The organism is Moorena sp. SIO4A1 (assembly GCF_010672065.1).
GTDB lineage: Bacteria > Cyanobacteriota > Cyanobacteriia > Cyanobacteriales > Coleofasciculaceae > Moorena.
In genome coordinates this window covers 448,995-465,969 of sequence record NZ_JAAHHX010000002.1, presented here as the reverse complement: position 1 = coordinate 465,969, position 16,975 = coordinate 448,995, and the positions used below count along the sequence as shown (strand labels likewise).

Sequence of the window (16,975 nt, the reverse complement as noted above, 5' to 3'; positions counted from 1 at the left end):
CTAGAAAGACGAGTGGCAGGTTTAACTCCAATTACTGCATGACCACTCCTCCCTCAGGCAACAATAAATTGCACCTTGACCGTTTTGTACGGGTTCATCCCGATTAATTACGGTTTAAGAGTATCTCCTCAAAACCTTAATAACTCAAGGGTTACGACTTATTCAGCTCGCCCTAATTATAAATTTAATAATACAGTTAATTTTAGCGATTTGCGACAATTTTAAGTACAAATTATGGTTTTTTGTTGCCTGTTGACTGTTCCCTGTGCCCTGTTCCCTGTTCCCTTTAGCATGCATGCTAAAGCCCTAAGACTGATTTAGCAATATTGAAATAAATCAGCACACCTAAGACATCAACAACTGTTGTAATGAATGGTGCGGACATCAGAGCTGGGTCTAAGCCTAGGTGACGGAACAGAAACGGTAGGGCTGAACCGGCAATTGATGCTAAAAGTGCGATCGCAATCAGACTCACTCCCACCGATAGGGCAACTGAAAAATCTCCTTGTAACCAGTAAGCCCATCCAGTAGCCATTGTACCCAAAATTACTCCTAGTAATAACCCCGCCAGTGCCTCTCGCCAAATCACTTGACCGGGGCCTAAGTCACGAATTTCATCAGTATTTAAGCCACGAATCACCACCGTAGAAGACTGAGCGCCCACATTACCACCAGTGCCAGTGAGTAAAGGGATAAAAGCTGCTAGGGCAACAACCTGCTGCAAAATAGACTCTTGAGACTTTATAATCGTACCCGTAACCGTATTAGTGAGTAACAAGACAAATAACCAAACTACCCGTCGGCGGGCAACTGTGAATAAATTGGTTTGAAAATAATTATCCCCCTCCGATTGGACACCACCACCAACCGCGTACATATCTTCTGTTGCTTCCTGCTCCAAGATATCAATCACATCATCCACAGTGACAATACCCACTAGACGCTGCTCCCGGTCAACCACTGGTACAGCCAGAAAGTCATAGCGTTGGATCATCCGTGCTACCTCTTCCTGGCCCGCATAGGTATAGACATATACCACATCACGAGTCATAATTTCACCCATGGTGGTCTCGGTGGCAGAAATCACCAAATCCCGCAGGGAAACAATCCCAGTCAAGTGTCGAGAGTTATCGGTTATATATAGGTAATATACGACTTCCGAGGCTTTGGCTAAGCTACGAATCTGCTCCAAGGTCTCGCTAACCGTCAAGTTTTCCTTGAGGGAAATATATTCAGGGGTCATGATTCGCCCTGCTGTTCCCTCCTCATACCCCAACAACAGGGCTGTCGCTCGGCGCTCCTTGGGACTTAACTGTGACTGCAAGCGTCGGACGACCTTAGCTGGTAACTCATCAAACAACCTGGCTCGATCATCTGGCGACATCTTATCTACGATATCCAGTACCTCCTGATGTTTAAACTTCTCAACTAGAGACTGTTGGACACTGGAGTCAAGATTTTCATACACCTCAATGGCCTCAGATTTAGACAATAAGCGGAAGGCAATCACTTGCATTGCTTCGGGTAATCCTTCAATCGCTTCCGCAATGTCTACTGGTTGTACTGGTACCAGCACTTGCTTAGCACCCTGAAGATTACCTTGCTCCAGCAGTATCTGCAGCTGAGAACGCACCAGCTGTCGCAGTTCACTACGCGAGATTGTCTGGAGGGAAATTTGGTTTTCAGTCAATGCAAACCCTCCTCTTGAGTAGGTTTTACTTGTTTTTCAGTGCTGACTCAAGTCTAGATGCTTTTGTACCTGCTCCAAGACTCATCGGTAATTGGTAATTAGTACTTGGTAATTAGTACTTGGTAATTAGTTTTATATCAATTTATTAAGAAATGTAAAATACGAACCATTTTTACTGCTAATCAGGTTTCAGTTAACTTAACCAAAGTTAACACAGTTATCAAAACCTTTGTTTCTTAATTGGTCACTGACGCAACTATCCTTTGGATTCCGATATTCACCAATGGCACTACTTGAAGCATTTTCCTCGAAGAGTATTGTCACCGCAATAGTTATTTGAAAGTAATCCCATCAAGCTAGATTTCCCTGTACCTGATCAAACCCGAAGGAAATTAATTTGTTAATAAAAATAGTGATATTCTTTCCCTTCTTACCCCTCTCTCCCTCTTCTGGTGTTACACCACTCAAATCCGATTGCTATCGATGGCCTTTTGGCCTTTTGGCCACGCTACGCGAACGGCCACGCTACGCGAACAGCTTGCCTAGTTTAGTAGTATAATTGTACTATTGACGTAGTTTTAGTTATAATGATATACACAAGCAATTATTATAAATTGCTACCATTAAAGGTTATTTACATTAGATTTGCGAGTCTAATTATGGTTGATTGTCTCAATGCGGCTCGCTACTTCATCGTAAAAGCTCACGTTGACATCTTCCCACCGCTAAATTGTAGATTATAGCGGGGGTACCTCGCGACTCACGACTTAGGTTTCTGTTTCCTTCTCCCCTTGGGGGAGTTTTTCGCACTAGCCTTCCGAGACTTACTCTCTTTCGCCGTAGGCGACGCTACGCGAACGGGTCTTACAGTCGCTCCACAGACTGACACGGCAAGCCCTGCCGCCAAAATATTAATTGATGCGTTGATATCGCGATTAGCCCGAAGGGCTACGCTACGCGAACATGGTGAGTGTTACAAGATGGGCAGTCCCATTCCCGGATGTTTAGTGGTAAAGATCCGACGCAATTCAAACATGCAGAACACAACTTGCTACTGGGGAACCATCTATCAATCGAAACAGCTTTCCGGTTGTACCACTCTGACTTGTACTTAACCTGACGGATTATTTCTGCCCAATTAGCATCACTGATTACCTGAGCTAGTTTGTGATTTTTGACCATGTTTTTTACAGCTAAATCCTCAAACGCAATCAATTGGTTTTCTCTGACCAGTTGAGTGGTTAGCTTGTGAGTAAAATCTCTTCTAGCGTCCTTGATCTTTGCGTGTATCCTGGCCACCTTTAACCTTGCCTTTTCACGATTGTTAGATCCTTTTTGTTTTCGCGACAAAGCTTTTTGGTATTTACCCAGTCTTTTTTTGAGCCTTTTAAAATGCTTGGGGTTGGTAATTTTATCTCCGTCGCTGGTTGTAATTAGACTGGAAATTCCTAGATCAAAACCAATTTGTTTATCCGTTAAAGGCAAGCTCAAGTCTCTAGGGTCATTGAACCTAATTGAGATATGCCACCGTTCGGATTGATCTAAGCTGACTGTAACGGTACTTGGATTGCAGTTTGCAGGTAATTGACGACTCCAACGAATAGGCAAAGGTTCTTTGCATTTAGCAAGATAGATTTGACCATCTTTCCATTTAAATGCTGATTTTGTAAATTCTGCACTACCACCGTTGCGTTTCTTCTTAAAGTTCGGATACTTAGCACGACCTGCAAAGAAATTAGTAAAAGCATTTTGTAGATGCCTCAATCCTTGTTGAAGTGGAACACAACTGACTTCATTCATAAAAAACAAGTCATCCTGTTGTTTCCATCCTGTCAACCCATACGGAAGTTTCTTTATAACTAATTCGTTTTTGATGTTCGTACCATCCTTTTGTTCTAGCATCTAATGCTTTGTTGTAAACAAGTCTTACACAGCCTAGGGTTCTCCTCAACAGAGTCTCCTGTTCAGGGGTTGGGTATAAACGGTAACGGTAAGCTTTTTCTACCATGCTTACATTGTAAAGTATTCCTTGTGAAATGTTAACTAAACAAATTAGTCATTCTTCCTTGGAAAGGAAGACAGAAAGATGACAACCCTCTTAACAGTGTAATCCAACAAATTCTAGAGGATTAGCTTTTGCGTTCCCGTAGCGGTTCCAAGGCCCATTCCATTTCCCTAGTTGCTGCTCTTGGGACAGATAATGCTCTCTGCCTCTGGATTAACTCAAACTCCAGCAGCTAACAACCAACCCCTAATCAAGTCTAAACTAGAGTAGAGAGAAAGTAGGCGCAGGTGGTTGCGGATTCGCATTTTTCTGCGAGTCTGAGGAAAGTCCGGGCTCCCGAAAGACCAAACTTGCTGGGTAACGCCCAGTGCGGGTGACCGTGAGGATAGTGCCACAGAAACATACCGCCGATGGGAAGGATAAAGGTAGAAGGCTCCAGGATGAATCTATTCTTCCTGCCTTTTTCCTAATTCTTTCACAGGTAAGGGTGCAAAGGTGTGGTAAGAGCGCACCAGCAGCATCGAGAGGTGCTGGCTCGGTAAACCCCGGTTGGGAGCAAGGTCGAGAGGAACTACGGTTGGTCTTTTACCAGTTCCGGATATGGAGAACCGCATGAGGCGTCTGGTAACAGCCGTCCTAGATAGATAACCACCCTCTTTAGTAGCTTCTTGATGGTTGCTAGGGAGAACAGAACCCGGCTTATGTCCGACTTTCTCTCAATTTAGCTATTAGTCGTTAGTCATTAGACTTCTTGCAGAAGTAGGGAACAGGGAACAGGGAACAGGGAACAGTGGACAAGAATTGATCCAAACACTATCAGAAAACTACTTTTGCAAGAGGTCTATTAGTCATTAGTACTCCCAGACTCTGGTTAGTAACAAAGGACTTTCCGACTCACGACAACAGACAGCCATGACCATCAAAGACCCCCGTCGTCAGAAACAATTAGAGAAGTTAGTTCAAAAGTTAGGACTATCTAAAACTACAGCTGTGAATTGGTCGTTGCTAGATTTAGCACTGACTCACTGTAGTATCTCAGCAGAACACAACTATGAGCAGTTGGAGTTTGTTGGTGATGCTGTAATACGTTTAGCTAGCTCAGAATGGCTATGGGAAAATTATCCTAACTCTTCCGTTGGTGAGTTTGCTGCGATTCGTTCCGTACTGGTAAGCGATCGCATTCTGTCTCAACTCGCTCGCAGCTATGGTCTAGAGCGTTATTTACTGGTTTCCAATAGTGCCGCTGGTGACAAAGCTGGGGAAACATCCCGGTTAGCTGATGCCTTTGAAGCAGTATTGGGAGCATTATATTTAAGTACCCATACCCTAGAATTAGTCCGTCCTTGGCTAGACCCTCACTTACAAAAACTGACTACTGAAATTCGTCAAGACCCCGCCCGCCAAAACTACAAAGATGCTCTTCAGGAATGGACTCAAGCTCACTACAAACTGCTCCCAAAGTATCATCTGACGGAAAACCTACAAGTGCATGGGGCAAACAACCGCTTCACTGCCCAAGTTTGGCTACAAAATCGACAATTAGGTGAAGGTACAGGAAGATCGAAAAAAGCTGCGGAACAAGCAGCAGCCAAACAGGCATTTCTGGAATTGAGAGGGCAAAAATGAAACAAACTGGAGTAGCGATATTGGGAGCAGGTCGCTGGGGGAAACACTTGGTCAGGAATTTCTTGGCACACCCTGATGCTTGCTTAGTGGCAGTGGTTGATCCATACCCAGAAACCTTGGCAGCTATTAAAGATAAATATAACCTCGCTCCTGAGGTACGTTTGGCAACAGATTGGGAATCGATACGGGATCTACCGACAATTGAGGCAGTGGTAATTGCTACTCCAGCAGTTACCCATTACACCCTAATTAAGGATGCTCTACAGCAGGGGAAACACGTCCTAGCAGAAAAACCCTTAACCCTTGATGTAGCTGAGTGTCTAGAATTGTGCCACCTGGCTCAAGAAAAGCAGCTACAGCTCATGGTTGACCATACCTATCTATTTCACCCAGCGGTCAAGCGAGCTCAAGAGGTTGTCAACTCAGGATGCTTAGGAGACTTACGCTATGGATACGCCGCCCGTACTAACTTAGGACCAGTACGTCAAGATGTCGATTCTCTCTGGGATTTAGCCATTCACGACATTGCTATTTTTAACCATTGCTTAGGACAGCCACCTGTTCAAGTCCAAGCTACTGGTAGGGTGTGGCTACAGTTTCAAAAAGAGTTTCAAGTTAGCAACTTGCCGGTTGAAAGTTCTGAAGATAACCAAGGCTGCAGTCAATCACTTACCCCTCAACAACCCGATAACCTTCAACCTCCTAACCTTCAACCTCCTAACCTTCAACCTCCTAACCTTCAACCTGCCAACCTTCAACCTGCTAACCTTCAACCTGCTAACCTTCAACCCAATAACCTTAAACCTTCAACTCCTCAAGGATTAGCTGACTTAGTTCAGGTCACACTTACCTATCCCACTGGCTTCCAAGCATTCATTCATCTGTGCTGGCTCAATCCAGATAAACAGCGGCGGCTTGGGATTGTAGGAACACAGGGAACCTTGATTTTTGATGAAATGGTTGCTCAAGCACCCCTAACTATTCAACATGGTTATTTTGAACAGAACGGGGAGTACTTTATCCCTGCTGGTCAACATCGTGAAGTTCTTGATCTCGAATCATTTGAACCACTTTATTCAGTATGCGATCGCTTTCTTAACAGTGTCCGCTTGTCCCAACCTTCATCAATATCATCTGGCTGGGTTGGTGCTCAATTGGTACACATTCTCAGTTGTTTAAGCCAATCCCTTCACCAAGGAGGAGTGCCAGTTACTGTTCCCCAGTTGCCAGAATAATTAGCTATTCATTGAACCTCTAGATGATCAAGACAGGTTAATGCCCAACTTCAATGCTGGATTATTTTCCCAGCGATCTGCTACATGGGCATAAATACAAGTTGTTCTGGGATCAGCATGTCCCAACAAATCTTGCACTTGGCGTAACTCAGCACCAGAACGGAGAGCTAACGTACCTGCCGTATGTCTCAAGCTATGGGCTGATATAGTTCTTCCTGGTGTTTGCTTAAGGTTAGTTTGCTCAAGATAACTATCCACAACTAGCCGAATCCCCCGCCGGGAAATCCGCTTGCCACCCGCCCTGTTTCCAACAGCTATAAATAAAGGACTCGATGGTTTGACCACTTCCCCATTTTCTGTCCTTGCTTCAAGATAAGCCATTAGCAAGTCAGCAAGATCTGGTGTTAATGGCACTATTCTAATATTACGCTTCCCTTCGACCCGAATTCCCAGATTACCCCCCTGCTTAACTACATCAGAGACATTTGCCCGATGTAACTCAATGCTACGGGGACCTTCCAATATCATGATTGCCAGCAGAAGTTTATCCCGCTTGGCCTTAAGGCTACCATCATTCACTATCGCTCCTAACAACTTTTCAACTTCAGGCTTTTCCAAATAGGTAATCCTTGCCGCCGGGTCCAGCTTTTCCCGTGGCGGTTTCACTCCAAGGGCTGGATTAATCGTAATCAGTCCTTTTTCCACAGCAGCTTGATAAAAACGCTTGACAACTGACAACTTTAGTGATACTGTTGCTGGCTTAAATTTTTTAGTTTCTACCATCCAGCGGCGGTAACGCTTAATGTCGTCTTTAGTAACTGCGGCTGGATGAAGATTTATGCGATCGCACCAGTTCACAAACTGCTGAACCTGGCGGCGGTAGGTATTGACGGTATCAGCTGCAGCATCTCCTGCTGCCACATCGATATCGAGGAAATCAGCAAAAGCTTCTAGTAGGTTTGCTGTAGTAATGGTCAGGTGGTCAGGTTGAGGGGTGATTTGGTTTGGGGTATGACTATCCACGGTGCCATTGGTGCCATTAACGTGAAGTTGTTAAGCATTTAATACTATTATAGCCTATTTAAGTACCGATAATCCCCCAACTCGGCGTTATACAAGCGTTTCTCAATGTAATACCAAATCCGTTTGTCAAAACCCCTTTATAAAAATCGACAAAATCTTTGTATGCCAGGAATCTATGGCTATGCGGATAAGGGGGGTATGGGAACAGGATTTGGTATAACTAATACTCCTGGGGATTAAGATGTTCGGAAGTCCTGGAAAGGTAAGTATAGCGACCGGGGAATCAGAAAGATTTGGCAAAGTATGCAGAAGAGGTGGGACTCAGTAAGCGCATTTCACCCCATCAGTTGCGTCACTTTCTGCTCACTTGGTTGAAAAAAACAAGGGATTGATGATGCCCTCATCCAACCCTATTCCGGGCATTCTTCTCGACAGTCATTGGAAGTGTATTCAAGACTGAGTATAGGGGAAGTTCAAGAAATTTATGACCAAGTGATGGTGAAGTTTCTTGTATGAAAGGGTTTCAGGTACTTTGGCACTTCGTGATAGCTTCTCTAGCATTACGCCTTGAACGAGGATTTCAACAATGGAATTGATGCAGTGCTGGATGGTGTGGACTTTGAGGGAGGCATTAGAGCCTATGCCGACCTGATTGAAACGGCCTCAGGGAACAGCTGTTTTGTCCCTGCCCTGTTCATTGGCACCATTGGGTTGATAAATTCCGATTGATTGGGGATTGGATGGCGTGAACCACCTGGTGTCAATCTTGCTTTTGTTGGTCGCGCGTCTAGCGTATCAGGCTCCTTTGAGGTGTTCGTTCAAGTGGGAGTTGTTGATAACTATCAACCATCAATAAGTTTACTAGTCCTAACGAAAGTATTGTAATCACAGCTACAGAAAGCAGCATCATAAATAAAGCAGATACGGGATCAGCCAGAATCATAAGGAAAATAGATGAGGGATCAGTCAGATCAATAGGATTGCTTCGTCTACGCGAGGGTACATACGGTTTTTCTTCTGGTCTTGGTCGTGGTGGTCTTGGTTCTGGTTCTGGCACGCGATAGTTATCACTGTGCTTATACATCAGCCTTTTTACCCGAGAAAGTTCAACGTCGTTACTGAAATAAAACCATTCGGTACCTCCTCCGGCAGTGCTGGCATGAGATCGCAATATTGCATGGAGTTTAGACTCCACTTCACTCGGTCGGCTTGTTTCTATTACATATTCGATGGTCAAAGGGAAGTCGTTACCAGTTTGGAGTTCTTTCAGTCTTATCTCTGGACTCCTCTTTGTTTTTCCTATTTTGAATGCGCCGGTAAAGTGCCCACTACTAGGGTTTATCTTTGCTATTAGGTAGACGTATGGCAAGCCTAGGTTGTTCTCCTTTGTATCGTTCTTTAGCGATCGCAGTGACTGTGAAAGGCTCAGGGGAGTGAAGATTGACCGGGGCTGGTATCCGTTGTGATTACGGAACCTCACCAAGGTGGGTAGAGGGAGTTTGACACTCCCAAATCGGTATGACCTGTTCAAAGCTCTTTCTAGACTATACCGAATAAGGTTCCTACGAGGCAAGGTTACCAAGGCTGAAGCTCTGCGTCTTGCTCAACTGGAGCTGTTGCAGAGCGAGGCATTTAATCTCCCCCTTTACTGGTCGGCTTTTATTTTGCTGGGAAATTGGTTGTGAGAAGTAGGGAATAGGGTGTAGGGTGGCCAAACCTTCCATTTTCCGGAAAGTATCACAAACGACAACACAGCCACAACCCATTCTTGACCTTGAACGCCACAAAGGCAAGGCAGAAAAATTGCCAACGATTTCCGGAAAGCAATTCTCTATTCCCAAAAGACAACTTCTGGATGTTGGCGTAATGCTAGAGAAGCTGTCATGAAGTGCCAAAGTACCTGAAACCCTTTTATACAGGGAACTAACCGGCCTACCGGCTAAGAAGAAGTTTGCTATCCATGCATGTATAAAGGGTGCGCTTGTAGGTAGGCGAATGAATAGCATTAACGACTGGGTGTATGCTATCAAGAGGCTCAAGAAAAATGTGCCCAACAGCGAGGAAATAGAGTCCACGGAGAAAACTCCTGAACCACCCTCTGAAGAATCTCCCAAACCACCTTCTAAGTCCATGGCTAGCAGACTGAAAGAATTAAAGCAAAAGTTCACCGAATTAACCGGGGTTCCAGCTAATAAGAGATCAGCTTTACTCGTCTGCGAGGAAGGCTCACTTGAAGGCAGGCGGATGATGAGCATCGTAGACTGGGAACACGCGATCTCGCAGATCAAAAAGAGGTTGGTTGATGTGGACGAATCTACTCCTGTGGCAAGTCAACCCGAGCCGGAACAAGCAGCTACAGAAGAGTCCGAAATCAGGGTTGCATCTACTTACGAATTAATTTGCACTCAACCCGAGTACATTGCTGAAGCGATCGCAGAGGCTGAAATCAAAGTCGGAAATTACATGAAATTAATAAAAGTGTTCCATCCGGATAGCAGCAAACTTCCTAAGGATAAAGCTGAGTCAGTTTCCAAGATACTAAATAACGTAAGAGATAAATTGGAACAACAAGGTTATGATTTATCATCAGGACAACCACTCTCAAAAGAAGAGCAGATCGAAGATATCTTCAGAGACAACCCCTCTGACTATGGAGATTCTGGGGAATTCTAATGTCAAACTGTCAGAGGAAGAGCTGACGGATCGTATTGATTCATATTATGAATTGTTTCCCAAGGATTTTCAAGATGCGTTAGATTCGAGGCGTCATTACAGAGTAAAAGACGATCGCAGGTTTAGTCTCGTAAGCGAAAGAGAATTCGATGAAGTAATAAATTCAGTCAATCCTGCCTCCAAGCCAGGAACCATAGTCGTCGAATACAAAAAAGACTGGCTAACGATAGATGACATAAATGAATGTATAGTTACTCGTGGTTACATCGAACTAGCAGAAAAACATTTAGATGATTTTACTTTCTTTATTTTTGTTTCAAAAGGGGCTTCTAGAGAAGTAAAAAATGTGGCAAAGAGACTCAGTGAAAGATGTGGAGTAGAAATCAAACTGTACTCATATTTTGAATACCTGAAAGGTATAGCAAAGAATTATGCTAAGTGGTCTGTCGATCGCCATTCCGAACCAGACGTAGTGAAACTCATCTATGATATTTATTCGTTCTATAGATATTCTGATCAATGGTATACGTCCGTTATGTCTACCGTAAGAGACTCAAGGAAAAATTCGAGATCCGAAGATTTTAACAGTTCTTCGAGTGAGGCAGCTAGGAGAAAGTCCCTCAAGGAAGTAAGACAGCAATTCACTCAATTAACTGGTTTGCTCGCTAAGAAACGGTTCGCGCTCAAAGTCTGCAAAAAAGGATCTATAGATGACTTGCGGATGATTAGTATAGCAGACTGGGAACATGCGATAGCTAACATCGACCAGAAATTATTAGATATCGAGCGATATACCTAAAACAGCCCCTGCAATAAAACTAAAAAGATAGTTGACAATAGGTCTTTTTTTACCCCTATGCAAAAAAAACTCAGGTGTGTAAGCAGACCTGTCAACTTTATGTACTTGGAAATATAACCGATACATTACCTAGTTCTAATTCCAGGACTCAACTCTGTTCCTTTACCAGAATCCCGACAACGGAGCTACTTCCCACCAGACTCAAAACTATTGCGTAAAACTATTGTGTAAACAGGTCAACTGAAGTACCAATAACGCCCATTAAAGGAATTAATTATTTAATCACATTGCAATTAATCAATCGTTAACATCAAATTAGAACATCAAATTAGTGAGTACTAAAAAGCGATTGACCGTAGGTCACGCTACGCGAAGGCATTTCAGTGGCCGTTGTGCAGAGAGATGCCCAAAATAACAAAAAGGACAACAAGCATTCTTGATAATGCTTTGCTGTCCGTGAAGGGTTGAAGATTTAAGGTGATCCAGTTGTTCGCCTTTGACGTTCGGTGAAGGGTAGGTTATCCGGTTGTTCTTGCCCAGGTGTGCGGTATAGAGTAGCTTATACCAGGCTGGATCCCTTCTCCAGAAAATCCAGTAGAATACGCTGATGAGCAGGACCAAGGGGTCGCACCTGACCAGCCTTGGCAGAATAAGACTCGCCCTGACGAATCTGCTCAGGAGTCAACAAGCCCATATCCCAGCCTTCCCCTAAGACCAACTGTGAAAGTTCCACGGTCAGGGGTACTGCAAACACATGACGTAACACATGGGGTTCAGGATAATGGCCAAACAAAGATGCTGAGGGTAGTGCATAGCTAATTTCCTCCACCAATTCCCGCTTCAGAGCTTCGATAGGGGTTTCTCCGGGTTCGATGTGTCCCCCAAATAAACCCCACAAACCGGGGTAAAGAATACTAGGAATATTGTCCCGTAGCTGCATCAGGAACTGACCTTGCCGATAGAGAATAGCGATCGCTACTTGAACTTGCTTACTGCTCATCTGTTGGTGCTGGAAGTAAGGGGGACTTAGGTTGATAGACTTGCCGTTGTAGCTGCTCAAGCTCTTGAATAAATAATTCACCCAAATCTTGTCCAGCAATGGGAATGCTTTGAAATTGAGGCTTACCTTGGATCAAGACTTGATCACCGATATTGGGCAAAGTTCCCTGAGAGACTACCCAAATGGTACTAGTAGCATCCTGGAGTTCATAAGCATTCGCATCTAAAAGTGGTGCTTGATTAGTAACTTTACCCCGAAGGTAGACTGTATCGATAGTATTCTGATTTTGTGGTAGATCACGGATTTTTGTGACCTTTACACCAGGGTAGCTAATATTAAGCTGATGAATGCCATTATGGGCTAAGGGACTACAGCCAACAGTCCCGGCTCCTACAAGTAAAACCCAAAACGGTAAAAGAGTTGACCAATACTTAGTTGGCATATTGAAATCCTATGATGTTTTCAGTTGTCAGTTGCCAATGAACTCTGTTTGGAGGAGTGAAAAAGGAAGTAGGTTGAAACATAAATGTTCGTTCCCCAGCCTCAAGTAAGTCGCTCCATGCATCTACAGCATCTACAATGTTCTAACCCAAGTAGGCAGCATCTGTACACCCGTCTACACTGTTTAACCCAATTGACCAATGACCAACATACTCGATGGTAAGACCATAGCTAAAAAAATTCAGACCCAGCTGCAAGAACAGACACAGAAGCTGACGTTGAAACATGGACGACCACCTGGATTAGCAGTGTTGATGGTAGGTGACAACCCGGCTAGCGCTGCCTATGTTCGTAATAAAGAGCGTGCCTGTGCTAAAGTGGGCATTGCTTCTTTTGGTCGTCATTTTCCCAGTAACACGTCCCAAGCAGAACTCGAGCAAACCATTAACGCCCTCAATCAAGATCAGCGTGTAGATGGAATTCTGGTCCAGCTGCCCTTACCCGACCACCTAGATGCTGTTTCATTACTGCACCAAATCCATCCGGATAAAGATGTTGATGGATTACACCCTGTTAATCTAGGTCGTCTGCTCAGGGGAGAGCCTGGTTTACGTAGCTGTACACCAGCAGGGATCATGCACCTGTTGCAAGAGTACCAGATTAATTTGTCTGGTAAACAGACAGTAGTGGTAGGACGTAGTATTTTAGTAGGTAAACCTCTGGCACTGATGCTACTAGAAGCCAACGCTACAGTCACAATTGCTCATTCGCGCACCCAAGATCTGGGGGAGCTGACACGTCGCGCTGATATTTTAGTAGCAGCCGTCGGAAAACCTCAACTGATTACCAGGGACATGGTAAAACCAGGTGCTGTCGTAATTGATGTTGGTATCAATCGCGTTAGTGATCAACAAGAAAAATCTCGTCTTGTAGGAGATGTCCACTTTGACTCTGTTCAGGAAACTGCCCGATATATTACCCCTGTCCCTGGTGGCGTAGGACCGATGACAGTGGCTATGCTACTAAATAACACGATCCTTAGTTATACAAATAGGTATTCTTGAACAGTTTTGCTCTGGTTAAAATTGACAACAATCAATCAATAAAACCGTTGTTTATGATTAAAATAATTTCAGTTTACAGCAGGCTAGGTCAACAAAAGAACTAATTAAGAAGACTGAAAGCTATAAAATATAAGATTATTATAAATCTGTGTTGTTTGTTTAAGAATAGATTAAATGTTGGGTTTGAGAGGGTTAGACTTTAGTTTAGCGCCACTGATAAATTTCAAAACTCGACAATCCTAAGTACCATCAGTAAAGAGTTTTGTCCATAAAACGAGAAGCAGGAGAATTAGAGAAGGTTCTTTCAAGAAGACCCCCAGCCCCGTAAAATTGTTAGAGGAATCAGATAATCAAGGAATCAAGGCATGGTAGCGACGGAGGGGCGACCTACCCCCAAGAGGGAATCCCCAAGTTTAGACTTAGTAACTTACTTAAAAGAGCGAAAGGCTCTAATTGAGTCAGCTTTAGACCAGGCTCTGCCCCGAATGGAGCCCGACAAAATTTACGAGGCAATGCGTTATTCTCTTTTGGCTGGAGGTAAACGCTTGCGCCCGATTCTGTGCTTAGCTACCTGTGAACTGATGGGTGGCACGGTGGAGATGGCAATGCCAACCTCCTGCGCTCTGGAAATGATCCATACCATGTCATTGATTCATGATGACCTACCAGCAATGGACAATGACGATTACCGTCGCGGTAAACTAACTAACCACAAAGTATTTGGTGAGGACATTGCCATCCTCGCAGGTGATGGTTTATTAGCTTATGCATTTGAATATGCGGCGGCTCAAACTAAAAATGTACCAGCTCCCCAAGTTTTGCAGGTAGTTGCTTGGTTGGGTAAAGCAGTCGGGGCATCCGGATTGGTTGGGGGTCAAGTGCTTGACCTCGAATCAGAAGGTAAGTTGGATATTAAAGAAGAAACCCTCACCTTTATCCATACTCATAAAACTGGTGCTTTGCTAGAAGCCTGTGTAGTTTGTGGTGGAATATTGGCAGGGGCAACGACAGCTAACTTACAAAAGTTATCCAAATATGCCCAAAATATTGGTTTAGCATTTCAAATTGTCGATGACATCCTAGACATAACTGCTACTCAGGAGGAACTGGGTAAAACGGCAGGTAAGGATATTAAAGCACAAAAGGCAACTTATCCTAGTCTCTTGGGGCTAGAGGCATCAAAAACAAAAGCCCAGGAGCTGGTGAATGAGGCAAAAGCTCAAATGGAATCCTTTGGGGAAAAGGCTCAACCCCTGATTGCGATCGCTGACTTTATTGTGAATCGCACTCATTAAGGTACTTGGTATTGGGGTAAGGCCAACGAAAGTTAAAGGATGAAGTGTTTAATCCTAGCCTACAGGAACACCAAAAACAAACTTCATCCTTAATTATACCATAGAAGGGACGCTATCCAGGGAACATACTTCATAATTCATACTTGATCCTTCATACTTCATCGTTTCCCCAATGCTGAGTTATCGATGACCAATGACCAATTTAAAGTAAATAATTATGCAGGACTTTAGCGACATCCTAAACAACCAGGTGTTGCTGGTTGCGCTCATTGCTTGTCTGGTGGCTCAACTATTTAAGTTTTTGGTTGATCTAACCAAAAATCGCAAACCTAATCTTCGGGTACTGATGACTGCTGGTGGAATGCCTAGTTCTCACTCAGCCTTCGTCACTGCCTTGGCATTTGGTGTAGGACAAACAGTAGGATGGGCTTCTCCAGAGTTTGCGATCGCTTTAGTGTTTGCGATCATAGTCATGTATGATGCTGCTGGTGTCCGGCAAGCTGCCGGTAAGCAAGCTCGAATTCTCAACCAAATTATCGATGAGTTGTTTAGCGAAGACAAAGAGTTGAAAGAAGACCGCCTTAAGGAATTATTAGGTCATACACCCTTTCAGGTGCTTGTTGGTTTGGTGTTAGGTATCGCTATTTCTTGCATAGCAGCAACGGCTTATTGATCGTGTTAATTGTTGACTACTCCCCCGCTTAAAAGACGGGGGATTCTAATAAGGATGTTTCGTGATGGGATGAATCCGCATCACTCCACACTGTTTTCTTATTAGCTGACCACAGGAATACCCTGTGGGGACGAGTCAAAACGCCCCTACCCAGTCGGTCTAGGCTAATACCTAGCGTTCTGCTTACTTTGCGTATTATATTGGCAGAACCGTTACAATCCGCATTGACATACCAATTCATTGCGGTTCGGTATAAACCGCGCTTCGTTCTTCTCCCTGACGGTTTCCAATCATTGGGTTTTTCACCATAATTAGGCAGATAGTCACCATCTAAGAACGATGCTTTACTGGTATAGCTTTCCTCTGTTTCTATGAACTCGATTCCATACTGTTCACAAAGCCCGGCTATTCTCTCTTTCAGTCTAGCTGTAGGTATTGGCACAAATTCCGAGTTAGTTTTTTTTCCTAACTCGATCGAGTTTTTGTTTCCTTTATTCCAACCAAAAACGACCCGACCGATTTTATTTTCTAAGCAATGTTTTATAACTAGTCTGGCGGCTTTGTTAATTCCATCGCGCATCTGACGGTTACGTTTTTCGGTGATCGTAGCTAATTTATTAGACCAAAACCCTTGTGGCTTGCCTTCTTTGATTGTTGAGATCTGTTTGTTATACCAACGATTCATCGATTTGATGTGCTTGCCATCAATAATAAAGCTAGTTCCTACATTAGAAACACAGGTTAGCCAGTTATCCAATCCCGGGTCAATCCCAAGTACATTCTCGGGTTCACCACTGGGCGTTTCTATTTCTTTTTGATAAACAAACTCTACATAAAAACACTTATTTCTTGGCAGTATTCTTAATTCTTTGATGTCATCAAATTCCAGGTTGCTCGCCATCGGCAACCTAAAACTATCAATGCCAAACCAGGATTTTACCTGTCTGCCCAATGGTATTCTTATGGTTCCATCTATTAATCTTAAGGCTTGCTTTGGATAACTAACTAATGCCAAACCTCCTTTTTTTCTATATTTGGGTAGTCTTGGTCTATTCTCAATCTTTCCTTCTCGGTATGCGTCCTGCAGCCTTTTGTAGGATTTAAAGGACTCGTAGACCGAACGAAGTATTTGTTGTGCTGCTTGGGAGTGAAGTGCCTGATAGTGACGATTGGGCTTGTATTCTTTTTCTAGCTCAAACTTGCTGATGTAGCGATTGGCTTTAAAGTAGAGTTGACGGGCAAAGTAGATTCCCATGTTTGTCAATCTCTGGGATTGTGTGCATAAAAAGTTGAGAATCGCCAATAACTCAAGATCTGGACTCAATAAAACTTGCTGACAGCCGTACACTGGCATCACCTCCTCGCTAATTGCTGATTATACTATAAACAGGACACATAAATGTGTCTGCTGTGACGGCTCGCTCGGTTTCATCCCCTGCTTCAAAAAAGAC

The 16,975-nt window shown here is 43.8% G+C and carries 17 protein-coding genes, 1 other RNA gene and 1 pseudogene; 12 read left to right on the top strand and 7 right to left on the bottom strand.

The window, feature by feature from the left end; genetic code table 11:
• Positions 1-298 precede the first annotated feature (298 nt).
• Positions 299-1,690 carry a magnesium transporter gene (mgtE, locus tag F6K53_RS03135; protein WP_293066013.1) on the bottom strand — a complete coding sequence of 464 codons (1,392 nt, stop codon included), beginning with the start codon at positions 1,688-1,690 and terminating at the stop codon, positions 299-301.
• Between the two features lie 412 nt (positions 1,691-2,102).
• Between mgtE and F6K53_RS03130 the strand changes: the two genes are divergently transcribed.
• Positions 2,103-2,249, top strand: a complete 147-nt coding sequence (locus tag F6K53_RS03130) for a hypothetical protein (protein ID WP_293066010.1) — start codon at positions 2,103-2,105, stop codon at positions 2,247-2,249.
• 201 nt (positions 2,250-2,450) lie between these two features.
• Here the strand turns inward: F6K53_RS03130 and F6K53_RS03125 are convergent.
• Positions 2,451-3,698 (bottom strand): annotated as a pseudogene (locus F6K53_RS03125) (RNA-guided endonuclease TnpB family protein).
• Positions 3,699-3,968: 270 nt separating this feature from the next.
• On the opposite strand from F6K53_RS03125, the gene rnpB reads away from it, so the two are divergent.
• The 3 genes from rnpB to F6K53_RS03110 all read left to right on the top strand — a co-directional run bounded on the left by rnpB (position 3,969) and on the right by F6K53_RS03110 (position 6,556).
• An RNA gene (rnpB, locus tag F6K53_RS03120) (RNase P RNA component class A) lies at positions 3,969-4,413 on the top strand.
• Between the two features lie 194 nt (positions 4,414-4,607).
• On the top strand, positions 4,608-5,321 hold the full coding sequence (gene rnc, locus F6K53_RS03115; RefSeq protein WP_293055154.1) for a ribonuclease III: 714 nt from the start codon (positions 4,608-4,610) through the stop codon (positions 5,319-5,321).
• A complete protein-coding gene (locus F6K53_RS03110; protein WP_293066005.1) occupies positions 5,318-6,556 on the top strand; it encodes a Gfo/Idh/MocA family oxidoreductase in 1,239 nt (412 codons plus the stop codon). The genes rnc and F6K53_RS03110 overlap by 4 nt, the downstream gene beginning before the upstream one ends.
• 27 nt (positions 6,557-6,583) lie before the next feature.
• On the opposite strand, the gene F6K53_RS03105 is transcribed toward F6K53_RS03110, so the two are convergent.
• The gene (locus F6K53_RS03105) at positions 6,584-7,579 is read right to left on the bottom strand and encodes a tyrosine-type recombinase/integrase (RefSeq protein ID WP_293066002.1); all 996 of its coding nucleotides are present in this window, start codon (positions 7,577-7,579) and stop codon (positions 6,584-6,586) included.
• 567 nt (positions 7,580-8,146) lie between these two features.
• On the opposite strand from F6K53_RS03105, the gene F6K53_RS03100 reads away from it, so the two are divergent.
• Entirely contained in the window at positions 8,147-8,308 is a 162-nt protein-coding gene (locus tag F6K53_RS03100; RefSeq protein ID WP_158069812.1) for a hypothetical protein, read from the top strand.
• A gap of 58 nt (positions 8,309-8,366) precedes the next feature.
• On the opposite strand, the gene F6K53_RS03095 is transcribed toward F6K53_RS03100, so the two are convergent.
• A complete protein-coding gene (locus F6K53_RS03095) occupies positions 8,367-9,110 on the bottom strand; it encodes a GIY-YIG nuclease family protein (RefSeq protein ID WP_293079835.1) in 744 nt (247 codons plus the stop codon).
• Here F6K53_RS03095 and F6K53_RS03090 point away from each other — a divergent pair.
• The 4 genes from F6K53_RS03090 to F6K53_RS03075 all read left to right on the top strand — a co-directional run bounded on the left by F6K53_RS03090 (position 9,064) and on the right by F6K53_RS03075 (position 11,051).
• Positions 9,064-9,264, top strand: coding sequence for a CHAT domain-containing protein (locus F6K53_RS03090; protein WP_075903926.1), 201 nt, complete (start codon positions 9,064-9,066; stop codon positions 9,262-9,264). The two genes, F6K53_RS03095 and F6K53_RS03090, sit on opposite strands and share 47 nt — an antisense overlap.
• Positions 9,265-9,286: 22 nt before the next feature.
• Entirely contained in the window at positions 9,287-9,466 is a 180-nt protein-coding gene (locus F6K53_RS03085) for a hypothetical protein (RefSeq protein WP_143727848.1), read from the top strand.
• Positions 9,467-9,574: 108 nt separating this feature from the next.
• Entirely contained in the window at positions 9,575-10,252 is a 678-nt protein-coding gene (locus F6K53_RS03080; protein WP_075903925.1) for a hypothetical protein, read from the top strand.
• Positions 10,230-11,051, top strand: coding sequence for a hypothetical protein (locus F6K53_RS03075; protein ID WP_075903923.1), 822 nt, complete (start codon positions 10,230-10,232; stop codon positions 11,049-11,051). The genes F6K53_RS03080 and F6K53_RS03075 overlap by 23 nt, the downstream gene beginning before the upstream one ends.
• A gap of 559 nt (positions 11,052-11,610) precedes the next feature.
• Here F6K53_RS03075 and F6K53_RS03070 read toward each other — a convergent pair.
• Both F6K53_RS03070 and F6K53_RS03065 read right to left on the bottom strand, forming a co-directional pair.
• The gene (locus tag F6K53_RS03070) at positions 11,611-12,051 is read right to left on the bottom strand and encodes an NUDIX hydrolase (RefSeq protein WP_293065995.1); all 441 of its coding nucleotides are present in this window, start codon (positions 12,049-12,051) and stop codon (positions 11,611-11,613) included.
• Entirely contained in the window at positions 12,041-12,493 is a 453-nt protein-coding gene (locus F6K53_RS03065; RefSeq protein WP_293017942.1) for a hypothetical protein, read from the bottom strand. The genes F6K53_RS03070 and F6K53_RS03065 overlap by 11 nt, the downstream gene beginning before the upstream one ends.
• Before the next feature lie 199 nt (positions 12,494-12,692).
• Between F6K53_RS03065 and folD the strand changes: the two genes are divergently transcribed.
• From folD to F6K53_RS03050, 3 genes are all read left to right on the top strand, one after another.
• On the top strand, positions 12,693-13,556 hold the full coding sequence (gene folD, locus F6K53_RS03060) for a bifunctional methylenetetrahydrofolate dehydrogenase/methenyltetrahydrofolate cyclohydrolase FolD (protein ID WP_293065990.1): 864 nt from the start codon (positions 12,693-12,695) through the stop codon (positions 13,554-13,556).
• Between the two features lie 365 nt (positions 13,557-13,921).
• Positions 13,922-14,851 (top strand): geranylgeranyl diphosphate synthase CrtE, encoded by a 930-nt coding sequence (gene crtE / locus F6K53_RS03055; protein WP_293065987.1) that lies wholly within the window; start codon positions 13,922-13,924, stop codon positions 14,849-14,851.
• A 217-nt stretch (positions 14,852-15,068) separates the two neighbouring features.
• Positions 15,069-15,524, top strand: coding sequence for a divergent PAP2 family protein (locus tag F6K53_RS03050; RefSeq protein WP_293017938.1), 456 nt, complete (start codon positions 15,069-15,071; stop codon positions 15,522-15,524).
• Positions 15,525-15,552: 28 nt separating this feature from the next.
• Here the strand turns inward: F6K53_RS03050 and F6K53_RS03045 are convergent, their stop codons facing one another.
• Positions 15,553-16,878 carry a transposase gene (locus tag F6K53_RS03045; protein WP_293066065.1) on the bottom strand — a complete coding sequence of 442 codons (1,326 nt, stop codon included), beginning with the start codon at positions 16,876-16,878 and terminating at the stop codon, positions 15,553-15,555.
• Positions 16,879-16,975: the final 97 nt, after the last annotated feature.